Annotated in this window: 18 protein-coding genes; 12 read left to right on the forward strand and 6 right to left on the reverse strand. The window is 59.6% G+C overall.

The genetic code is table 11. The annotated features are described in order from the left end of the window. Nucleotides 1-11 precede the first annotated feature (11 nt). Complete coding sequence (locus HJC00_RS11455) at nt 12-659, forward strand: phosphoribosyltransferase (RefSeq protein WP_210631962.1); 648 nt, start codon at nt 12-14, stop codon at nt 657-659. A 124-nt stretch (nt 660-783) separates the two neighbouring features. On the opposite strand, the gene ppsA is transcribed toward HJC00_RS11455, so the two are convergent. Further along, nucleotides 784-3,186 carry a phosphoenolpyruvate synthase gene (ppsA, locus tag HJC00_RS11460; protein WP_221164041.1) on the reverse strand — a complete coding sequence of 801 codons (2,403 nt, stop codon included), beginning with the start codon at nt 3,184-3,186 and terminating at the stop codon, nt 784-786. 135 nt (nt 3,187-3,321) lie between these two features. Here ppsA and HJC00_RS11465 point away from each other — a divergent pair, with 135 nt between their 5' ends. Then, the gene (locus HJC00_RS11465; protein ID WP_221147012.1) at nt 3,322-4,281 is read left to right on the forward strand and encodes a glucokinase; all 960 of its coding nucleotides are present in this window, start codon (nt 3,322-3,324) and stop codon (nt 4,279-4,281) included. A gap of 47 nt (nt 4,282-4,328) precedes the next feature. Here HJC00_RS11465 and groL read toward each other — a convergent pair whose 3' ends face one another. Next, complete coding sequence (gene groL, locus HJC00_RS11470; RefSeq protein WP_210631964.1) at nt 4,329-5,948, reverse strand: chaperonin GroEL; 1,620 nt, start codon at nt 5,946-5,948, stop codon at nt 4,329-4,331. A gap of 221 nt (nt 5,949-6,169) precedes the next feature. On the opposite strand from groL, the gene HJC00_RS11475 reads away from it, so the two are divergent. Next, the gene (locus HJC00_RS11475; protein ID WP_221155122.1) at nt 6,170-6,337 is read left to right on the forward strand and encodes a hypothetical protein; all 168 of its coding nucleotides are present in this window, start codon (nt 6,170-6,172) and stop codon (nt 6,335-6,337) included. Nucleotides 6,338-6,357: 20 nt separating this feature from the next. Here HJC00_RS11475 and HJC00_RS11480 read toward each other — a convergent pair whose 3' ends face one another. Both HJC00_RS11480 and HJC00_RS11485 read right to left on the reverse strand, forming a co-directional pair. Further along, complete coding sequence (locus HJC00_RS11480) at nt 6,358-8,658, reverse strand: heavy metal translocating P-type ATPase (protein ID WP_221155123.1); 2,301 nt, start codon at nt 8,656-8,658, stop codon at nt 6,358-6,360. 155 nt (nt 8,659-8,813) lie between these two features. After that, nucleotides 8,814-9,410, reverse strand: a complete 597-nt coding sequence (locus HJC00_RS11485) for a chemotaxis protein CheB (RefSeq protein WP_221164042.1) — start codon at nt 9,408-9,410, stop codon at nt 8,814-8,816. A gap of 491 nt (nt 9,411-9,901) precedes the next feature. Here HJC00_RS11485 and HJC00_RS11490 point away from each other — a divergent pair, with 491 nt between their 5' ends. The 5 genes from HJC00_RS11490 (at nt 9,902) to HJC00_RS33005 (ending at nt 14,474) form a co-directional block, all read left to right on the forward strand. Beyond that, nucleotides 9,902-10,159 carry a hypothetical protein gene (locus HJC00_RS11490; RefSeq protein WP_210631967.1) on the forward strand — a complete coding sequence of 86 codons (258 nt, stop codon included), beginning with the start codon at nt 9,902-9,904 and terminating at the stop codon, nt 10,157-10,159. 11 nt (nt 10,160-10,170) lie between these two features. Further along, on the forward strand, nt 10,171-10,413 hold the full coding sequence (locus tag HJC00_RS11495) for a hypothetical protein (protein ID WP_221164043.1): 243 nt from the start codon (nt 10,171-10,173) through the stop codon (nt 10,411-10,413). A gap of 53 nt (nt 10,414-10,466) precedes the next feature. Beyond that, nucleotides 10,467-11,114 (forward strand): BON domain-containing protein, encoded by a 648-nt coding sequence (locus tag HJC00_RS11500; protein WP_210631969.1) that lies wholly within the window; start codon nt 10,467-10,469, stop codon nt 11,112-11,114. Nucleotides 11,115-11,295: 181 nt separating this feature from the next. Beyond that, nucleotides 11,296-11,718 carry a hypothetical protein gene (locus HJC00_RS11505; RefSeq protein ID WP_221155137.1) on the forward strand — a complete coding sequence of 141 codons (423 nt, stop codon included), beginning with the start codon at nt 11,296-11,298 and terminating at the stop codon, nt 11,716-11,718. A 74-nt stretch (nt 11,719-11,792) separates the two neighbouring features. Next, nucleotides 11,793-14,474 (forward strand): erythromycin esterase family protein, encoded by a 2,682-nt coding sequence (locus tag HJC00_RS33005; RefSeq protein ID WP_311044171.1) that lies wholly within the window; start codon nt 11,793-11,795, stop codon nt 14,472-14,474. A gap of 241 nt (nt 14,475-14,715) precedes the next feature. On the opposite strand, the gene HJC00_RS11515 is transcribed toward HJC00_RS33005, so the two are convergent. Further along, the gene (locus HJC00_RS11515; RefSeq protein ID WP_210631972.1) at nt 14,716-15,174 is read right to left on the reverse strand and encodes a pyridoxamine 5'-phosphate oxidase family protein; all 459 of its coding nucleotides are present in this window, start codon (nt 15,172-15,174) and stop codon (nt 14,716-14,718) included. A 312-nt stretch (nt 15,175-15,486) separates the two neighbouring features. On the opposite strand from HJC00_RS11515, the gene HJC00_RS11520 reads away from it, so the two are divergent. The 3 genes from HJC00_RS11520 (at nt 15,487) to HJC00_RS11530 (ending at nt 17,250) form a co-directional block, all read left to right on the forward strand. Further along, on the forward strand, nt 15,487-15,954 hold the full coding sequence (locus HJC00_RS11520) for a hypothetical protein (protein ID WP_221164044.1): 468 nt from the start codon (nt 15,487-15,489) through the stop codon (nt 15,952-15,954). 246 nt (nt 15,955-16,200) lie between these two features. Beyond that, entirely contained in the window at nt 16,201-16,953 is a 753-nt protein-coding gene (locus HJC00_RS11525; protein WP_221164045.1) for a helix-turn-helix domain-containing protein, read from the forward strand. Nucleotides 16,954-17,085: 132 nt separating this feature from the next. Beyond that, complete coding sequence (locus HJC00_RS11530) at nt 17,086-17,250, forward strand: hypothetical protein (protein ID WP_221164046.1); 165 nt, start codon at nt 17,086-17,088, stop codon at nt 17,248-17,250. 90 nt (nt 17,251-17,340) lie between these two features. On the opposite strand, the gene HJC00_RS11535 is transcribed toward HJC00_RS11530, so the two are convergent. Beyond that, nucleotides 17,341-17,772, reverse strand: coding sequence for a DUF3775 domain-containing protein (locus tag HJC00_RS11535; RefSeq protein ID WP_210631976.1), 432 nt, complete (start codon nt 17,770-17,772; stop codon nt 17,341-17,343). Between the two features lie 196 nt (nt 17,773-17,968). Between HJC00_RS11535 and ftsH the strand changes: the two genes are divergently transcribed. After that, nucleotides 17,969-19,816 carry an ATP-dependent zinc metalloprotease FtsH gene (gene ftsH, locus HJC00_RS11540; RefSeq protein ID WP_221123494.1) on the forward strand — a complete coding sequence of 616 codons (1,848 nt, stop codon included), beginning with the start codon at nt 17,969-17,971 and terminating at the stop codon, nt 19,814-19,816. Nucleotides 19,817-19,818: the final 2 nt, after the last annotated feature.

The raw sequence follows: 19,818 nt of genomic DNA on the forward strand, positions 1-19,818 counted from the left end.
GGAGATTTACGATGTTCAAGGATAGAAAGGATGCTGGTCGGGCACTTGCTGCAGCCCTGCTCCGGTATCGTGGGCGAGACGTCGTCGTCGTAGGCCTTCCGCGCGGAGGCATTCCAATTGCTTACGAGATCGCCAGCGCTCTGGACGCGCCAATGACGATGGTGTTCGTGAGGAAAATTGGAGTGCCCGCAATGTCTGAAGTTGCTATGGGCGCGGTCGTCGACGGACCGCATCCCTGTATCTTCAAGAACGACGACATCATACGCCAAACCGACATCTCGGACGCCGTCTTTCAATCCGCCACGGATATGGAGTTGAAAGAAATCGCGCGCCGCAGATCCGTGTTCAAGGGCATTTTGCCCGATATCGACATCGAAGGCAGGACCGTCATCCTGGCGGACGATGGCATCGCTACCGGTGCCACGATGAAGGCAGCGGCGATGGCAATCAGACAATGCGGGGTCGAACGCATCATCATTGCCGTTCCCGTTGCGCCGGCAAAGGTGGTCGCCGATCTCGAGGACGAGGTCGAAGAGGTGGTTTGCCTTGAGGCCGGGCTGTCCTTCCGCGCGGTCGGTGATTTCTACTTCCACTTTCCTCAGCTGTCAGACGAAGATGTCATCCGCTGCTTCAAGCAGCTTGCACCGGCGGCACACTGATTGCGTCGGTTAATCCAGCGTCTTATCTGTATGGCGCGCGGCGCTCCCCGCCGAATAATCGCGCTCGAGAGGCACGGCACAGCAAGATATAGACGCAGGGGCTTCATTCCGGTCTCGTCTGCAATCACCCCCGAACGGTCTGCTCCCTGCACCGCTCAGCCTCCGCCACTTTCTGTTTTACAGCCACGAAGCTGTCCGGCGTGACGGAAATGCTGTCGATCCCGCATTCGACGAGGTAGGCGGCAAAGTCGGGGTAGTCGCTCGGCGCCTGGCCGCAAATGCCGATCTTGACGCCGGCCTTTCTGGCTTCGGTGATCACTCTCGAAATCATCCACTTTACCGCCGGATCCTGCTCGTCAAATAGATCGGCGAGATCGCCCGCGTCTCGATCGACGCCGAGCGTCAGTTGCGTGAGATCGTTTGAGCCGATGGAGAAGCCATCGAAATAGCGGGCGAAATCCTTAGCAAGAATGACGTTTGAGGGTATCTCGCACATGACATAGATCTTCAGTCCGTCCTCGCCGCGCTTCAAGCCGCTTTCCGCCATGACCTGCAGCACCTTCTCAGCTTCTTCGACCGACCGGCAGAAGGGAACCATGACGACGACATTGGCAAAACCCATCTCGTTGCGCAGCTTGCGAATGGCGCGGCATTCCAGCGCAAAACCCTCACGGTAGCGAGGTGAATAGTAGCGGGAGGCACCGCGGAAGCCGAGCATCGGATTTTCTTCCTTGGGCTCGAACTCAGCCCCGCCCAGAAGCCCGGCATATTCATTCGTCTTGAAATCGCTCAGCCGGACGATGGCGGGATTGGGGTGGACCACAGCGGCGATACGGGCAAGGCCACGCGCGAGATTGTCGACGAAATATTCCGACTTGTCGTCATAACCCTGCGTCAGCGCCGCGATCTCGTTCCGGGCAGCCTCGTCCTTCAGGCTGTCGAAGTGGACAAGCGCCATCGGATGGATGCGGATGGCGTTGCTGATGACGAACTCCATCCGGGCAAGGCCGACGCCATCAGCGGGCAGCCGCCACCAGCGGAAGGCCGTACCCGGATTTGCAAGATTCAGCATCACTTCGGTCTGCGTCGCCGACAGGTCGTGGGCATCGAACGTTTCGGACTCGTATTCGGCAGCCCCGTCATAGACGAACCCTTGGTCCCCCTCCGCGCAGGACACAGTCACCTCCTCGCCCGTATGCAGCAGCAGCGTCGCGTTGCCGGTCCCCACCACCGCCGGCAGGCCAAGCTCGCGGCTGACAATTGCGGCATGAGAAGTGCGGCCCCCGTGATCGGTAACGATCGCCGCCGCCCGTTTCATGATCGGCATCCAGTCCGGGTCGGTCGTCGCAGTTACCAATACCGAACCGTCGATGAATTGATCGATATCCTTGGCCGTTTCAATGAGGCAGACTCGGCCCGAGACGATGGCGTCACCGATCGCCAGACCTTCGACAAGCTTCCTGCCTTTCTGTTTGATGCTGTAGCTCCTGAAGACCCCTGTCCTGTGCCTCGACTGAACTGTTTCCGGCCGCGCCTGCACGATGAAGAGTTCTCCGGCCTCGCCGTTACGGGCCCATTCCATGTCCATCGGACAGCCGTAGTGCTGCTCGATGAGCGACGCCCAGCGGGCGAGCTTGAGCACCGCTTCATCGTCAAGCACATAGCTTGCCCGTTCGGCTTTCGAGGTCGGAACGTTGAGGGTAGGCTCTTCGGCCGATCCATAGATCATCTTCTTTGCCTTTGCGCCGCACTTGCGGGCGATGATGGGGCGGAGAGAGCCCTTTGCAAGAAACGGCTTGAACACTTGGTATTCATCCGGGTCGACGGCGCCCTGGACGACATTCTCACCGAGCCCCCAGGCGGCATTGATCAGCACGATTTTGTCGAAGCCGGTTTCCGTGTCGATGGAGAACATGACGCCGGAGCCGCCGAGATCCGACCGGACCATCTGCTGGATGCCGATCGAGAGTGCGACTTTCAGATGCTCAAAGCCCTTCGTCTGGCGATAGGAGATCGCCCTGTCGGTGAATAGGGAAGCGTAGCAGCGCCGGCAGGCATCGAGAAGCGAACGCTCACCGCGAATATTCAAGAAACTTTCCTGCTGCCCGGCAAAGCTCGCATCCGGCAGATCTTCGGCCGTGGCGCTGGAGCGAACAGCAACGGCGACATCTTCGCTTCCGATGCGCTTCGAAAGCTCTGCGTAAGCGGTTCGGATGGTGTTCGCCAGGTCCTCTGGCCAGTCGCCGCGCAGGAAAAGCTTGCGTATGGCCGAACCGGTTTCAGCCAAGCTCGCTTTGCCCTGCTGCCAGTCGGCGATGCGTGCGGCGATCTCGCCCCGAATACCATTGGCGTCGACATAATGCCAGTAGGCATCGGCGGTGGTGGCGAAACCCGCGGGTACGGCAATTCCTTTCGGCGCGAGATCCTGGATCATTTCCCCCAGCGAGGCATTTTTGCCGCCCACTCGGGCGATGTCGCCGCGCCGGAGATGCTCAAACCAGATCACCTGTTCCATCCTGCCGCCCATGACACGCTCCCGGCCTGCCCCCTTGAACTGCGCCGAGAGTAGACGGGCTCGCCTCCTTCGACCTTGATGAAAATCAAGGCCAGGGCGCAGCAGCTGGCGCAGACTGGGAAAAGTTTAAGAATGTGGAGACCCAATATGCCGACCCTTTCAGATCGTCACGCCGTTGTCGGGGAGATCGGCCCGACCCACTTGCGCTTTGCGGTGGCCGATATCGATGAACTGGCGATGGACCACTATGTCAACTTTCGAACCGCCGAATTCGACTCGATCGAACTGGCGATCGATGCTTATCTCACGTCGCTGCAGGACCGGCCGGCGAGGATGAGCCTCGCCGTGGCCGGCGATGTCGCCGGAGGCCAGGCTCGCCTCCTTCATCATCCCTGGAGTTTTACCGCCAAACAGCTGCACGACGCGTTTTCCATTCCCACAGTCAGCCTTATGCGCGACATCGAAGCAGTCTGTCGATCCGTGCCGCTGCTGACGCAGCACGACCTTCTGCGGATCGGCGAAGCAATGCCCCCGCGGGTCGGACCGAAAGCCATCCTGCTGGTGGAAAGGGACGTGGAGGTCGCTGCCGCCGTTCCGGTTGGCCCGGGTTGGAAAGCCGTATTGGGCCGAGCCGGCGACATTTCGTTCGGTGCCGAAGACGGGGATGAGCTCCTCGTCCTCAATAGCATACGACGCGGACCGGGCAGAATGGTGCTAAGGAATGTTCTGACTTCAACCGGGCTTGCCGGTGTTTACGATGCGCTGCGGCAGCATGCCGGTCTCAGTGCATCAGCTTGCGGCGTATCGGAGATCATCGAAGCCGCGTCGCTCGAAGAGCCGGACCCCCATGCGAGGGAAACGCTCCAACGTTTTGCCACTTGGCTCGGGCGCTTGGCCGGCGACCTGGCTGCTGCTTACGGCGCAGAGGGAGGACTTTATCTGGCCGGCAGCCTGCCGAACGATCTGCGGAACGTTCTGACGGAGGGAACATTCGCCGCCTCGTTCATGGCTGCAGGCGGCCCAGCAGGCTTCGCGTCGACTGTGCCGGTCCACATCGTGACCGCTTCGAACGTTGCCCTGCGCGGCGCCGCCCTGGCGCTTTCCTGATTGCCACGAAAGGATTTCACGCAAAGTCCGGCCGGCGTCGACCGGCTCTACATCTCCATCGGCGGCGCAGTCGGCTGACGGGCGGGTTCGGGAATCTCCGTCATCGTCGCCTCCGTCAGCAGCAATATGCTGGCGACGGAGACCGCGTTTTCCAATGCGACGCGCACGACCTTGGTCGGATCGATAATGCCTTCCTGCAGGAGATCGACATAGCGGTTCCGCGCTGCGTCGAAGCCGATCGCGCCCTGACTTTCGAGCATCCTGGCAACAACGACACCGCCATCGACAGCCGAGTTCTCGGCAATCTGCCGCGCCGGGACTTCCAGAGCACGCTTCAGGATCTGTACGCCCGTCCGCTCATCCCCATCGCAGAGCTGTTCTTCCTCGGCCACAGCCGCGATGCAGCGCAAGAGCGCGAGCCCGCCGCCGGGAACGATACCCTCCTCAACCGCCGCCTTGGTGGCATTGATCGCGTCGTCGAGAGCTTCCTTCTTGGCCTTCACCTCCGCTTCCGCAGGAGCACCAACGCGAATGACGGCCACCCCACCGGAAAGCTTCGCCAGCCGTTCCTGCAGCTTCTCCTTGTCATAGTCGCTGGTGGTCGTCTCAATCTCCTTGCGGATCTGCTCGCCCCTTGCCCTGATCGCCTGCTGCGAGCCGCCGCCCCCGATGATCGTGGTGGTGTCCTTATCCACGACAACGCGCGTCGCCGTGCCGAGCTGCTCCAGCGTCGTCTTATCGAGCTTGAATCCGAGGTCTTCCGAAATGAGCTGAGCGCCGGTGAGGATCGCCAGATCCTGCAGCATTGCCTTGCGGCGGTCACCGAAGCCGGGCGCTTTGACGGCGCAGTTGCGGAAGGTGCCGCGGATCTGGTTGACGATCAAAGTGGCAAGCGCCTCGCTTTCCACGTCCTCGGCGATGACGAGGAGCGGCCTGCCCGACTTGGCGATTTCTTCGAGCAGGCCGACCAAGTCGCCAAGCGCAGAGATCTTCCTGTCGAAGATCAAGATCCGAGCATCCTCGAGAACGGATTCCATCTTTTCCGGATCCGTCGCAAAATAGGGCGAGATATAGCCGCGGTCGAATTGCGTGCCTTCCACGACATCCAGCCGGGTTTCCATCGTCTTCGATTCCTCGACAGTGATGACACCTTCCTTGCCGACTTGCGTCATGGCTTCGGCGACCAGCTGGCCGATGGTTTCGTCATTGTGTGCGGAGATCGCCGCAACCTGCTGTTTTTCCTTGTCAGTGGTCACCGGCCTGGAAAGATCCCGCAATGCCTTGATGGTGCGGTTGACGGCGCGGTCGAGGCCACGCTTGAGGTCGATGGCGCTCGCGCCCGCCACGACATTGCGGTGACCATCCGCCAAGATCGCGTGCGCAAGCACGGTGGATGTGCTTGTTCCGTCTCCAACCACATCTCCTGTCTTCTCGGCAGCGGCGCGCAACATGCGGGCGCCGAGATTTTCCTCGGGATCCTTCAGATCGAATTCCTTGGCGATCGTCACCCCGTCATTGCAAACGATGGGAGCAGCCCACTTTTTCTCGATCAGAACCGACTTGGAACGCGGGCCGAGGGTGATGCGAACGGCGTCTGCCAGTCTGGTTGCCCCCTGAAGAACCTTACTCCTGGCCTCTGCATGAAAGAGAACTTGTTTGTGCGGCATTGCCCTATCCCCAAGTTGTCATGACCTCGCCTGACAGGCTGGCACGATATCAATGACATAGATCCGCGGTGATGAAATTGACCGGCGTCAAAAGCGGCCGCCAGGAAATCGGCGCGGCGGCAATTTGATCCTGCGCAATGCCTCTTCGATGGCGCCCTCTAGACTGTTGCCGTGAAGACAATCGTTCTCACTGGCTCACCAGCTACGATTGGAGCAAGGCCGTGAACCACTTCTCCGCGGGACGATGGCTGCGATGGCTTATCATCGATCACCTCCTGTTGATCGTTCTCATTCTGATGGTTGCGGCCGTCTTCAGCATCCCAGCGATCAAAGCTATGATCGAGCACGATCAGCGAAATGCGCCGCTGATGGGTTCGACACCGCAGTAGCCCGTGCTGGCTGGGACCCCTCACTCGACCTCCAGCGAGCGATAGATCTCCTCCTCCTGCGCAAAATGAAGACGTGTGATCGCCTCCAGCCCGTGCAGCAGCCGCTGGACCTCATGAAGCTGCGCCTCTGTCGGCGCCTTGCCGTCGAACGCCTTGCGCATGACGGTGAGGTTGTGAATTTGCCGCTGAATTTCCATGTGCGTCCGGCTCATTCCGGCCAGAATGTCAGGCTTGGCGTTTTTTTGGCGAAGCCGCGCGTAAACCTGTTCGTCCCTCTTCTCGTGGGGAAGGAGACGGTCGCGCAGCCCGCGATCCAGCCTTTGGAGCTCGTCTATTGCCTCTTCCTGTGGCAGGCGTGCAATTCGATCTGCCGTCATGCCAATATCGTCGACCACGTCAGCCAATGCCTTATGCTCGGCCTCCAGTCTCTGCAGGTCTTCGTTGCTCAACCGCGGCGAGGCCATGGCGAAGGAGACAGGTGGCCCCAGGGCGCGCAGGGCATTCAGGATGACGGCGACATCGATCGCCTCCTGAAAAAGCGCTCCTTCGACCGGCGTCAGATAACCGAGGGCGGCAGCAATCATGCCTGCGACCGAAAGGGCCATGCCGGCATAAACGCTCTGTAGCGCGATCGCGCGCGAGCGGCGTGCGATATGGAGGGCACCGACCAGCCTGTCCAGACGATCGACCAGGATCACGACATCCGCCGCTTCGGACGAAGCAGCGGCACCGCGCGCTCCCATTGCTATGCCGACATCGGCGGCGGCAAGCGCGGGCGCATCATTGACCCCATCGCCGATCATCAGCACGGGACGGCCTCTCACCCGCTCCTTGTCGACCGCATTCGTCTTGTCCTCGGGCTTCATTTCGCTGATGACGTCATCCACTCCGAGGAATGCGCCAACACCTGCAGCGAGATCGGCGCGATCGCCGGTAACGAGAACGATGCGCGCAATGCCGGTCTCGCGCAGATGCCGCAATACGTAACCCGCTTCGGGACGAATCTGGTCTGCCAGAAGCATCGCCCCGGCCAGGGCGCCGTCTATTGTCACAACGACTGCGACCGTTCCGTCGCGCCGTATCCATGCCTCGATCTCGCGGCGAAAGTCCGAGTCCTCAATGCCTGTGCTCGCGAAAGCCCAGCCGCCGACCACGACCTCTCGCCCGGCGACGCGGCCCGTCAATCCTGAGCCTGCCGTTTCCCGGACGCCGCTGGGTACATCAAGCCGCAGCCCCCGTTCACGGGCGGCGGCCACGAGGGCCTGGGCCACGACATGAGGCGAGCTCTGATCCAGCGATGCCGCCACCCTCAAGAGGTCGAGCGGATCGAGGTCGCCGCGTGCCTTGATCTCAATCAGGCGGGCCCGACCATCGGTAACCGTTCCCGTCTTGTCGAGAAGCACCGTCCTCGCGGCAGCAAGGGCTTCAAGGGCGCCTCCGTCTTTCACCAGGACGCCCTTCTTTGCGCAGCGCGAGATGCCGGACACGATGGCGACGGGTACGGCGAGTATCAGCGGACAGGGCGTCGCCACCACGATGACGGCAAGAGCCCGGGTTGCCTCGCCGGTCAGTGCCCAGGCCGAAGCGGCAATCGACAAGGTGAGGGCCAGGAAGGCCAAACCGAATTTGGCCGCCAATCGCACGATCGGCGCTTTCGTCCGCTGTGCTGCCTCGACCAGCCGGATGACGCCGGCATAGGTGCTGTCGGCAGCCGCGCTCGTCGCCTTCAGGTCGAACGCATCGCCGGCATTCGTGGAGCCGCTCATCACCGCCTGTCCAGATTGCCGTCGGATAGGCAGCGCCTCGCCCGTCAGTGCGGATTCATCTAGGACGGCAAGGTTGCCCGCGACAATGCCATCGACGGGAACAACTTCGCCGCGGCGGACCAGAACGAGATCGCCAGGCGCGATGGCCGACACCGCAACATCCTCGATGCGGCTGTCTTGATACCGGGCCGCGCGCGTTGGCACCCGGCTCAGCAGTGCTGTCATCTCCCGGCTTGCCCTGTTTTGCGCGAAGTTCTCCAGGAACTGCCCGCCAGTAAACATGAGTGCCACGACAATCCCTGCCAGATACTCTCCAAACAGGATGGCCCCGCCCATCGCCAGCGCCGCGATGAGATCCAGGCCGAAATCCTTCCTGTGCAGACCAATGCCGATATCGATGACGAGCACCGCAAAGACGACTGCTGTGCCCGTCGTCCAAAATTGCGTCGCAAGGCTCTCTTGCCCCACAAATCTGGCCAATCCACCGCCGACCAGAGCCAATGTTACCAATGGCAGCATCCATGCTTTGGCGACACGCCAGCCGGGCATCCGCATGTGGACGTTTCTCCGTTTCTGAACCACGGCCTCCCGAAGCAGACGTGACGAATATGGCCGGAGACCCCTTGCACTCCGGACACTCGGACTGCGCCCGCATTGGGAAAGCCGAATACATCACTAGTCCACGCCGATCGGTCAAACCTTGAGCATGATCATCCTGCGGGGGGCGCGCCCAGGGATAGAGGTTGAAGCCCGACCTGCTCGCAGATGAATTCAGCAAGGGTTTCGATGGGACCGATCAGATCGATCTCCCCGTCGTGCATCGCCGCATTCTCCGGCATGTCCGGAAAGGAGGCTTCCGCCGGATCTTGCACCAAAGCGATGCCGCCAGCTTCTTTCAGGAACTTCAGGCCTAGCGTTCCATCTTTCAGGGCGCCCGAAAGGATCACGCCGATCGTACGCGGGGCAATTGCGGCGGCAAGAGACATGAAAAGGGCGTCGACGTTGTGGGCTCGATAGAAGCCATCGGCCAACAAATGTACTCGGCAATCCTTCGACACGCTCAGGTGCCGGCCAGGCGGGCTCAACAGACAGGTGCCGTGTTCGAGTTGCTCGCCTTCGCGTGCGAAGCGCACTGGAAGCGCGCATAGTCGTGCGAGAACCTCAGGCAGGTAACTCGGCGGCTCAATTGGTCGATGGATGACGACCAAGACAGCGGCTGGGAGTTCTGCCGGTAAATAACTCAGTAACTTCGAAACGGCTTCAATTCCACCCGCAGAGGCTCCGATAGCGACAACATCCCGTTTCATGATCTACCTCGACCATCCGTTTTTCCGATCCTTTAGCCGATGATAGGTTTTCGGACATTGACGTTGGTCAAGGTCGAAAAAATCAGCCTCAGTGACCAGAGTTTGGCGCAATTCCTCTTCATCGAAGTTCGAGCAATTGACCCTTCAATGCCGATCGAGATCCGTCGGGTCATCTCCTGAGCTCCCGCGGTAGGCGATGCCTTGATCAGAAATTGCATAAATGCATTGAACCGCTCAATCCTTCGCAGACCACCGCCGTCGACGTCTCGACTGGGAGGCGGCTGTCCGAAGCGAGCCACTCCTGTTTCCCCCGCGTGCAACAACTTCATTCGACGTCTTTGATTCGAATCAAAGAGCGCCGGAACATTTCGCCTATGGTGAACGAAAGAAGAAGGAGCTCATCTCATGTATATCGCTCGCGCCTCGGAAGACCTCCGAGTATCGCGGGCTTCATGTCGAACGTATCGTTGCGCCGATAGGGGAGAAATTGGATGTCCGTCTTAATTGCTTCGAATGAGCAGCAACTGCCAGATTTCAGGGTTAAGCGTGAAGAGGCCAGCCACTGGACGATCAGCCCGCTCACGCCCCGAGCAGCCCATTGGATGCGCGCGAATTTCGGCCAAGGCGATCCAAAAGAGGATCAGATCATCAAGACCAACCTCATTGGCGCCAACGCACTGATCAGGAAAGCCCGTTCTTTCGGCTTCGTGACGGAATATGTCGGGCCGGTTACCACCTTTCATTTCTGAAGGAGAAGAAAATGCGGATGCCAGCAGCGATTTTCGTTTCTTCCATCGGCCTCGTCGGTCTGATGAGCCTGGACGGGGCAGGCCACCGCATTTCGAAGGGTCCACGGGTGACCCTGCCGGCGGCGGTCTACAACGACCAAAGCCCAATTCAGAGATCGCGCGCACAACTTGACCAACTGCGCAGCGCCTTGCTTCAGCAGAAGGAGGGGTTGCGCGCGAAATCGGCAAACGAACGCATGGGGCTTCCCGTCTGAAAGCGCCTTCGGCCGTTGCCGGAAAAAGTCCTGAAAGCAGAAAGGAGCAAATCATGGACGATATTACTCTCAGACAGAACATCATCGACGAGCTTGACTTCGAACCCAGTATCGATGCCGCCAACATCGGAATATCCGTCGAAGAGGGCATCGTCACTCTCACCGGTCACGTCGGCTCCTACTCAGAAAAGGAGACCGCCGAGCGAGTGGTAAAGCGGATCAAAGGCGTGCGAGGCATTGCCCAAGAGATCGACGTCAGGATCTTCGGAAACTACGAGGCTTCCGACGATGATATCGCCCGCCGCGCCGCCAACATGCTCGACTGGAACGTTTCCGTCCCGAAGGGCGCAATCCAGGTCAAGGTCCAAAAGGGCTGGATCACGCTCACCGGCAAGGCCGAATGGCAATATCAGAAAAATGCTGCGTCCGATGCCGTTCGCAACCTCGTGGGCGTCGTCGGCCTGTCGAATTTGATCGAGATCAGTCCTCGTGTCAGCGCTGCTGACGTGAAGAAGCGCATCGAGGATGCGTTCAAGCGTGATGCCGAGCTGGAATCGCAGGGAATTCGGGTCGAAGTGTCCGGCGGCAGCGTAACTCTCAAAGGCAAGGTCCATACTTGGTCGGAGCGGAGAGCGGCCGAACGGGCAGCCTGGTCGGCTCCGGGAATCAAGACGTTGAATGATCAGATAGCGATCGGATGATCGCATTAAGGCTTCACATCAAAATTCGTGCCGGGGAGGTTTTGCTGTCCCCGGCGTGACTGCATCAGCGATTGCATGCAGGTCATCTGAGAAGGCGACGCGCTGTTGCCAGCGCAACAAGAAGCGCTGCTCCGTCAGAACGGCGAGGCGGCAATCCGTCGCTTGGCGTGAATGGTTTCATATGACATCCGAACTGAAGATCGGCCAGTTGCAGGAAACTCAGATAGAGCGTGCGTATGTCGTCGCCCAGGCGGCAATGCCACGTCTGACGCTCGCCTCCTGGCGTCAGGTCACTAGCGGTTCGGAACGCTGCAACTTCATCGTCGCGGCCGATATCGATGATCACGTCCGCGGACTCTGCCACGCTCGAATCGAGAACCACCCACTTGCCGGGCGTCTGTTCGATGTTGCGATTTTCATCGTGGTGAGCCCGTTTCGCGAGCAGGAGATCGCCGCAAAGCTCTTTTCCAATGTGAGGAAGAAGGCGATTGACGCGAACTGCAATTATTTGAGGGTCTGGACGCTCAGGCCAGAGAACTGGAACCTCCTCGATAACCAGGAATATCGTCATCGTTGGGATCACGGGAGCATGCACCCGCTTTGACCCTCCTTCCAGCCGCCGTAATCGCTCGGCGCCCTGAGGTCCATCTATTCCCCGCGAAGATTTGATGTTGATCAATGCGTGGCAGATCAATAGGCACACATTCTATCTGTATGGTTCGATGGCACTTCCAATTTCGAGACAGGTTCGATGCAGGGCGTCAGCTAGCGACCAAGCTCGTTGCGCTATCTCTCGAGCAACCTGTCGTCTATGCCTTGCCGCGCGGTGGCGTACCAGTCGCGCTGGAAATCTCGCGTGCTTTGCAAGCGCCGCTCGATCTCCTTCTGGTCCGAAAGATTGGCGCACCGGGGACGCCCGAAGTGGCGCTCGGTGCTGTCGTCGAAGGCTCAGGGGCCGAAACCGTCATCAATGAAGACGTACGAATGGCGACGGGTGCCGACGATACTTACCTTGAGCGTGCGCGGCAACGGGAACTTGTCGAGCTCGAACGTCGGCGCGCCTTATACCTCGGTAGTCACGCACGGTTGGAGCCGGCGGGACGAACCGCAATCGTCGTCGATGATGGTCTTGCCACGGGGGCAACAGCCAAAGCCGCGCTCATCGCAATCAAAAAACAGGGTGCCGCAAAAGTTGTACTTGCTGTTCCCGTGGCGCCAGAAGCAACGCTGGCGGAAATGCGTCCATATGCGGACATTATCGTCTGTCTTCATCCGGCGCGAGGTTTTCAGGGAGTGGGCGCATTCTACAGCGATTTCCACCAACTCACCGATGAAGAGACAATCGGGCTGCTGAGACAAGGATGGGCCGAGGGTAGTACCACCGGCCAAGATCGTTCCAGGCGCCGTATCGTGGTCCCGCCGCACAGTCTGGTGGGCGATTTGAGCGTGCCACCGGATCCACGGGGCATCATATTATTCGCCCATGGTAGTGGGTCGAGCCGCCTCAGTCCTCGCAACATTGCTGTCGCTGACCGGCTGAATGACAAGGGTTTCGCGACGCTTCTTCTTGATCTGCTGACGGCAGATGAGGCGACAGACCGCCGAAATGTCTTCGATATTCCATTGCTTGCCGAGCGTTTGCTCGAGGCTGCGATCTGGATTCAGGCTGAGCCGGACATTGCCGATCTACCGTTGGGGCTGTTCGGTGCGAGCACCGGCGCCGGGGCGGCAATGTTGGCAGCTGCCGAACTTCAAGGCCGCGTGGCAGCGGTAGTCTCGCGCGGCGGGCGCCCTGATCTCGCCGGGCCGCGTCTGGCCGAGGTCGAAGCACCGACCCTGCTCATTGTCGGCGGCGATGATCGGGAGGTTCTTACCCTGAACCACAAGGCACTAAATGCACTCGCATGTGAGAAGCTGCTCAAAATCGTTCCTGGAGCCACGCATCTGTTCGAAGAACCTGGTGCGCTTGAAGCGGTGACCGACTTGGCAAGTGCCTGGTTCGAGCATTACCTGTTGACGCCCAACCAGCCAGCCTCCGCGATACCTCAGTCAATCTCACAGACATCGGCAGTGGCCGTGTTGCGGACTGCGGCCGAGCCACTGCCTTCGCTGGAGGACGCGAATTTCGCAGCCGTCTTTGACCGGTTCGCTCAAGCAAGGGTCGTGTTGCTTGGCGAAGCCTCCCACGGTACTTCGGAATTTTATCGGGCTCGCGCCGCTATCACGCGCCGTCTGATCGAGCGGCACGGCTTCACGATTGTCGCTGTGGAGGCTGACTGGCCCGATGCCGCCGCAATCGACCGCTATGTTCGGCAAAGCCCGCATCGGCCAATGCACTCAACACCGTTCGCGCGATTCCCCACCTGGATGTGGCGCAACAAGGATGTCGACGCCTTCATCAGTTTCCTGCGCGATCACAACGCCACGAAACTCCAAGGTGAAAAGGTCGGTTTCTATGGCCTGGATCTTTACAACATGACGGCGTCGATCGCCGCAGTGCTCGCCTATCTAGACCGCGTGGATCCCAAGGCTGCGCAAATTGCGCGTGAACGGTATGCCTGCCTGTCGCCGTGGTCGCGGGAGCCGGCTGCCTATGGCCGCGCATCGCTGACTGAAGGTTATGCACTGTGCGAACGGCCGGTGACACGCATTCTCATCGACCTGCTGCAGAAGGAGCTCCAATACGCCAAGAACGATGGCGCTGAGTTCTTCGACGCGATGCAGAATGCCCGTCTTGTGGCTGACGCGGAACGCTACTATCGGGCCATGTATTACGGGGCCCATGAATCATGGAACCACCGCGACCAGCACATGTTCAACGCGCTGCAGAATATCCTCGCATGGACAGGTCCAAAAGCGAAAGCGGTTATCTGGGCACACAATTCCCACATCGGAGACGCCCGATTCACCGAAATGGGTATGGAGCGCGGCGAGCTGAACATCGGCCAGTTGTGCAGACAGGCGTATGGACGTGATGCAGCGCTGATCGGCTTTGGCACACATTCCGGTACCGTCGCGGCGGCATCGGAATGGGATGGGCCGATGGAAATCAAGACCATACGATCGTCTCGCCGAGGCAGTTACGAGGACTTGTTCCACAACGTCGGCGCCGACCGCTTCCTGGTAGATTTTCGCGCAAAGGAGCACGACAATCTCCGCCGCGTCATCGCTGCCCCGCGGCTTGAACGCTACATTGGTGTCATCTATCGGCCCGAGACGGAGCGATGGAGTCACTACAGTTACGCGTCGTTGTCCGACCAGTACGATGCGTTCGTGTGGTTCGATCAGACCTGCGCAGTAACTCCCTTGCCGACTGAGGTGGCCGCCGGAGAGGATGAGACTTATCCCTTCGGTCTATGAAGCGCCGCTATCCTTCAGTTTTTCTCACGCCACTTCAGGAGGCTGTTCAAGTCTATGTCCCAGCCTCAAAACCGTGGACGCGACGAGTCCGTCACATAAGGCGTCCTCACGTCAAAATCCAATGACAGCCATCCGGATCTAAAGGCGAAGCAATTTTGCCAGGCATCCGAAACGAAAAAGGGTCGCCACATCGGCTTATTGGGAAGAGCCAAAGCTCTCACGGCACTCCTTCCGATTCATCTCAAATTGCCTCGACACCATGCCTGCCCGAAATCTCTTCAACCCAAATTCCAAAGAAAATCGGCTCGCGTGGCTTTGCGGCGGTCCCATCTTCAGGGGTGAGCGCGCCAGGCTCCCACCACCCGCTGTCCTTCTGCAGAACACTCCAGGCGTGCTGACGTTCACTGGCAAAGCCATTCTTATCTGGAAATTCTTCGAAGCGTCCGGAGGCAATCACGGAACGCCATGAGCCACGGGATGTATGTTCGTGGACCAGCACGCAAACTTGGGGATTTGCGCGCATCCAGTCGATTTTCTTTCCCTCGAGCGAGAAGGCGTAGATCTTTCGTTCCTCGCAGGCAAAGGAGATCGGCACGAGATAGGGTTTGTTCTCATGGCTACATGCCAATATTCCCGTTTTCGCGTGGCGAAGCATATCGAAGCAATCGTCTGTGTTCATTTCCTTAATCGTCACGCTCATCGTCGTCGCCTCCAGCCGAGTATTGAAACAATGCCACACTGCTCGCCACAAGACCTTGCGATAGCTCAATTCGCCACAGATTTCAGGAACAACGCACCAGGCGCGTTCCGTTAGAATCTGATCTCGTTGGAGAGAGGACGCGCCGCGACAGTTTGCCAACGCAGGAGTTTCGAGCGCGCACGAGCAAGTCTTCGACAGGCAAGGCCAATTCTCACCGCCCGGAGCGTTTGATCTGTCGCAATGTTCTCCAGCCGTCCGACATCTATAGTTCGTTAGATCTTTGCTCCTCATTGCAGCGGGAGGGCAAGCGGTGTGAACGACTTTACTGTAGCGCCGGTTCAGGAGTGCGATTGGCCGGACCTCGAGCGGTTTCTGGATGCGGGAGGCGCAATGCCGCCGCCGGCTGTGTGGCAGGAACTCAAGCAGCTGACCGTCGAATATCCAGCGGGCATGACCCATCGGGGCTCAAACCAAATGCTCATCGCCGTCGATAGAGTTGGCATGATCAGAGGCTTTTGTTTGCTCCAACGCACGCAACAGTGGCCTTATCACGAGGTGCTGGACGTGCCGGTTCTTATTGTTGAAGAAGGCGCAAACCAGAATGCTATCTGCCGCGCGCTGTATGACTACGCAACTGAGATTGCGAGAAAGTACGCCGTTCGTACTGTACATTTTCGCAGATTGGCAAAGGATTGCTGGTGGTCTGCTCCACAATGCCAGCCGGCTTCGAAAGGCAGCGTGATTGTACCAATTGCGGGAAGCTCGCTTGCAGGCCGCTGACAGCGAAAGGCGCATTATATTTGTGGCCGAGGCTGCTGCGAATATGCATCTGTTGCCGAAACGGGATGATCTGGAGGCATGGACCTTATTATCCCGCCGTCGAACGGGCCCCGCCGGACCCTTCTGCTCGACAAGCCGTTGCCTGTTACCAACTGTTACAAATTCGCACCATCTTTAACACGCGCGGCATCGGCGTGTCACCGGCGGCTGGTCAATTGTCGTCATCAACAGCACGGAGGGATGGACATGCTGCAGGTCGCCAATTTTCACCATGCAGAAGGCGTCACGAGCGCGACCTTTCCTGGCTCCGCGCCGACCGGCCTTCAGGCACTTTTCCAAAAACAGCCCGTCGAACGCGTCGCCGCGGGCCAATCGCTGTTCTTCGAAGGGGATGCCGCCACGCATCTCTTCGAGGTTATCGAGGGCAGCCTGCGGATCTTCAAGATCATCTCCGATGGCCGCCGCGTCATCACCGGTTTCCTGCATGACGGCGACATTATCGGCGTATCGCTAAAGAGCCACTATCTCTACAGCGCCGAAGCGGTCACCGATATCAAGGTCCGCCGCATCTCACGCAGGGCTTTCGAGACAGCGGTCGACAAATCACCGGATCTGCGGCCTGAGGTCTTTGTCCATCTCTGCGACGAGATGGCAGCCGCCCAGGATCAGATGGTGCTCCTCTCCCGCAAGAATGCCGAGGAGCGCGTTTGCAGCTTTCTATTGAAGGAACTCCTTCGCGATGCTGACCGCCGCCGGTGCGATGCCATCATCGAGCTGCCGATGACCCGGCTCGATATTGCGGATTATCTCGGCCTGACCATCGAGACGGTTTCGCGGACGATGACGAAGCTGACGAACAAGGGCGTCGTCGCCCCCGCCGGTCGTCATTCAGTCAGGATCGTCAAGCGCTCCGCTCTGGTGCTGCTGGCGGGCAATGACGACGAATACGTCGACAACATGGTGGAATTTGCCAGCTATGCAAGGGGGTCGCACCACTGAACGCCAGCGGCGGAAATAGATGTGACAACGAACATACATCATGGAAGCTGACCATAGCTAAAACGAGCTATTGATCTGGGCGGGCGTGAGACTAAAATGGGCGTTCCCGCTGTCCGGAACAGGTCTAAGACCATGGACCCTTATGTCATCCAGCAGAACATCAGGCGATTTCAGGACATGCTCGAACTGGTGCGAGATCCTGTAGAGCGTGAAAAACTAAGTCGGATGATCGACCAAGAGCAAGCGCAGTTGGAACAGGCGATTGAGAAAAAGGCTGACAGCTTCAAGAGGTCCTGACTATCGCTATCTTTGGTGTGGTTTGAACCGGCGGCTCTTCGCCGGCGCACGGCTAAGCTTTGCAACGTACCTTCCGTTGCACTGGTGCCTCTACAATTTGCCTTCCATTGCGGCAGCCGAGCTCTCTCCGAACTGGTCGAGCGCCTCTTCGAGGTAGTCCGGCAGCAGCGGCAGGCCAAGAAGGTAGGCAGCCGTGCGATTGTTATGCGCTTCGGCAGCCTGATGGCGCAGATCGTCCCATTCGCTGGCGTCGCCATCACCGCGACCGAGCCAGGCAAGAGCGACAAGATCAATCTGCTCGTCTTCGTTGAGCGCCCAGATCGCGCTTTCCAGCTCCTTTTCGACGACGTCATCCGGATGCTCTTCCAGGATTTCAATCATATTGTCATCCGTCGGATTGGAGCCGGGATCCGGCTCCGTGAGCACGTCCTTCGCGTCGAATTCCCGGCTCTTAAGAATGAGAAAGCGCACTTTATCCGGCGAAATGCCAGGCTTCCAATCACCGCTCGCATCATTGCGCATGTCGCTTCCTCACATCACGTCATCTTAACCTCACAGTCTATCAGCTTTCGGTTTTGCCGCGTTGCGTTGGATCAATTTCAAATTCCGCCGATCGCGACACTTTCCCATGGCGACGCGCCGCAACTTGATCGGCGTCAATGATCGCCTCGCCCACTTATGCAAGGAAAATGGAAGAACGCGGATGCGGGAGTGACCGATGGAACGCAAACACGGCTTCAACCTTGGGTACTTCTTCGTTGCGATGGTCTTGGTCGGAATTTTTCAGCTCTGGCTCGCATCGAGAGATGTCGTCGAGGTTGCCTATAGCGATCTGATGCACATGGTCAGCGACGGAAAGGTACAGTCGGTAACGCTGACTGAGACGACGATCCAGGGCATGTTCAAGCAACCGCAAAACGGCAAGACATTGTTCGTCAGCAACCGCGTCGATCCCGCCGCCGCCGAGGCTTTCGAAAGGGCCGGCGTCAAGGTTATGGGAGGCACGGACAGCAATTGGCTGACGACCCTCCTTTCCTGGGTGCTGCCGACGCTGCTGTTCCTCGGCGTCTGGGTTTTCCTCTTCCGCGGCTTTGCGGAGCGGCAGGGCATGGGGGGGCTGATCAATATCGGCAAATCCCGGGCCAAGGTCTACCTCGAACGCAAGACCGGTGTCACGTTCGAGGACGTCGCCGGTGCAGACGAGGCCAAGGCCGAATTGCAGGAGATCGTTTCCTTCCTGAAGGAGAAGGACAAGTACGGTCGGCTTGGCGCCCGTATTCCCAAGGGCATCCTGCTCGTGGGTCCGCCGGGCACCGGCAAGACGCTGCTGGCTCGTGCGGTGGCTGGCGAGGCGGGTGTGCCCTTCTTCTCGATCTCCGGATCAGAATTCGTCGAAATGTTCGTCGGTGTCGGTGCGGCGCGCGTCCGCGATCTTTTCGAGCAGGCGCGGGACGCCGCCCCGTGCATCATTTTCATCGACGAGCTCGATGCGCTCGGCCGCGCTCGAAGCCCGCTTGCGGGTTACGGCGGCAGCGACGAGAAGGAGCAGACGCTCAACCAGCTTCTATCCGAACTCGACGGCTTTGACCCCCGGGTGGGAATCGTGCTCCTGGCCGCCACCAACCGACCTGAGATTCTGGACGCGGCGCTGCTGCGTGCCGGCCGTTTCGATCGGCAGGTCGTAATCGACCGGCCGGACCGGAAAGGTCGTGCCGCCATTCTTGCCGTCCACGCGAAGAAGGTGACGATGGCGCCTGACGTGAAGGTCGACGACATAGCGGGCCTGACGCCGGGGTTCACAGGCGCCGACCTTGCCAATCTCGTCAACGAGGCGGCGATCTTCGCGACGCGCCGCAACGGCACCACCGTCAATATGGATGATTTCACTCAGGCGGTGGAGCGCATCGTCGCCGGTTCCGAACGCCGCAGCCGTCTGCTCAATCCGCAGGAGCGCGAGCGCGTTGCCTATCACGAGATGGGACACGCGCTGGCGGCAGCTGCCCTGACGAGGACCGATCCGGTGCAGAAGGTTTCGATTATTCCGCGTTCCATCGGGGCCTTGGGCTATACGCTGCAGCGGCCAACGGAGGATCGCTTTCTGATCACCCTCGGCGAGTTGAAGGAGCGGATGATCGCTCTGTTAGCAGGCCGGGCCGCGGAGGCCGTCGTCTTCGGCGAGGTGTCGACGGGAGCTGCCGACGACCTTGCCAAGGCCACCGATGTGGCGCGGGGATGTGTGACTCGCTTCGGCATGAGTTCGGTCGGCCAAGCCGTCCTGGAACCGCAGCGTCTTCAGTGGCTGGGCGACGGCCAGCCGGACCTGCGGCAGAAAGACTATTCTGAAGCTACTGCACGCGAGGTCGACATCGCTATTCGCACCATGCTCGACGAGGCTTATGAACAAGCTAAAGCGCTGCTGAAGACACGCATGGCCGATCTCCACGCAGGCGCCAAGCTGCTGCTTGAGCGCGAAACGATCACCCCTGCCGATTTCGAGCCGCTGCAGCGTGGCGACAGTGCGAGCGCCCATCAGGTGCAGGAAGACCTGCCACTCGCGGCACAATAGGA

It is taken from the genome of Rhizobium sp. NLR22b, assembly GCF_019685295.1.
In the GTDB taxonomy this organism is placed as follows: Bacteria; Pseudomonadota; Alphaproteobacteria; order Rhizobiales; family Rhizobiaceae; genus Rhizobium.

Bases quoted from the DNA above. Each gene is read 5' to 3' on its own strand.
- HJC00_RS11455 (WP_210631962.1), top strand. From the start codon at position 12: ATGTTCAAGGATAGAAAGGATGCTGGTCGGGCACTTGCTGCAGCCCTG.
- ppsA (WP_221164041.1), bottom strand. From the start codon at position 3,186: ATGGGCGGCAGGATGGAACAGGTGATCTGGTTTGAGCATCTCCGGCGC.
- HJC00_RS11465 (WP_221147012.1), top strand. From the start codon at position 3,322: ATGCCGACCCTTTCAGATCGTCACGCCGTTGTCGGGGAGATCGGCCCG.
- groL (WP_210631964.1), bottom strand. From the start codon at position 5,948: ATGCCGCACAAACAAGTTCTCTTTCATGCAGAGGCCAGGAGTAAGGTT.
- HJC00_RS11480 (WP_221155123.1), bottom strand. From the start codon at position 8,658: ATGCGGATGCCCGGCTGGCGTGTCGCCAAAGCATGGATGCTGCCATTG.
- HJC00_RS11485 (WP_221164042.1), bottom strand. From the start codon at position 9,410: ATGAAACGGGATGTTGTCGCTATCGGAGCCTCTGCGGGTGGAATTGAA.
- HJC00_RS11490 (WP_210631967.1), top strand. From the start codon at position 9,902: ATGTCCGTCTTAATTGCTTCGAATGAGCAGCAACTGCCAGATTTCAGG.
- HJC00_RS11495 (WP_221164043.1), top strand. From the start codon at position 10,171: ATGCGGATGCCAGCAGCGATTTTCGTTTCTTCCATCGGCCTCGTCGGT.
- HJC00_RS11500 (WP_210631969.1), top strand. From the start codon at position 10,467: ATGGACGATATTACTCTCAGACAGAACATCATCGACGAGCTTGACTTC.
- HJC00_RS11505 (WP_221155137.1), top strand. From the start codon at position 11,296: ATGACATCCGAACTGAAGATCGGCCAGTTGCAGGAAACTCAGATAGAG.
- HJC00_RS33005 (WP_311044171.1), top strand. From the start codon at position 11,793: ATGCGTGGCAGATCAATAGGCACACATTCTATCTGTATGGTTCGATGG.
- HJC00_RS11515 (WP_210631972.1), bottom strand. From the start codon at position 15,174: ATGAGCGTGACGATTAAGGAAATGAACACAGACGATTGCTTCGATATG.
- HJC00_RS11525 (WP_221164045.1), top strand. From the start codon at position 16,201: ATGCTGCAGGTCGCCAATTTTCACCATGCAGAAGGCGTCACGAGCGCG.
- HJC00_RS11530 (WP_221164046.1), top strand. From the start codon at position 17,086: ATGGACCCTTATGTCATCCAGCAGAACATCAGGCGATTTCAGGACATG.
- HJC00_RS11535 (WP_210631976.1), bottom strand. From the start codon at position 17,772: ATGCGCAATGATGCGAGCGGTGATTGGAAGCCTGGCATTTCGCCGGAT.
- ftsH (WP_221123494.1), top strand. From the start codon at position 17,969: ATGGAACGCAAACACGGCTTCAACCTTGGGTACTTCTTCGTTGCGATG.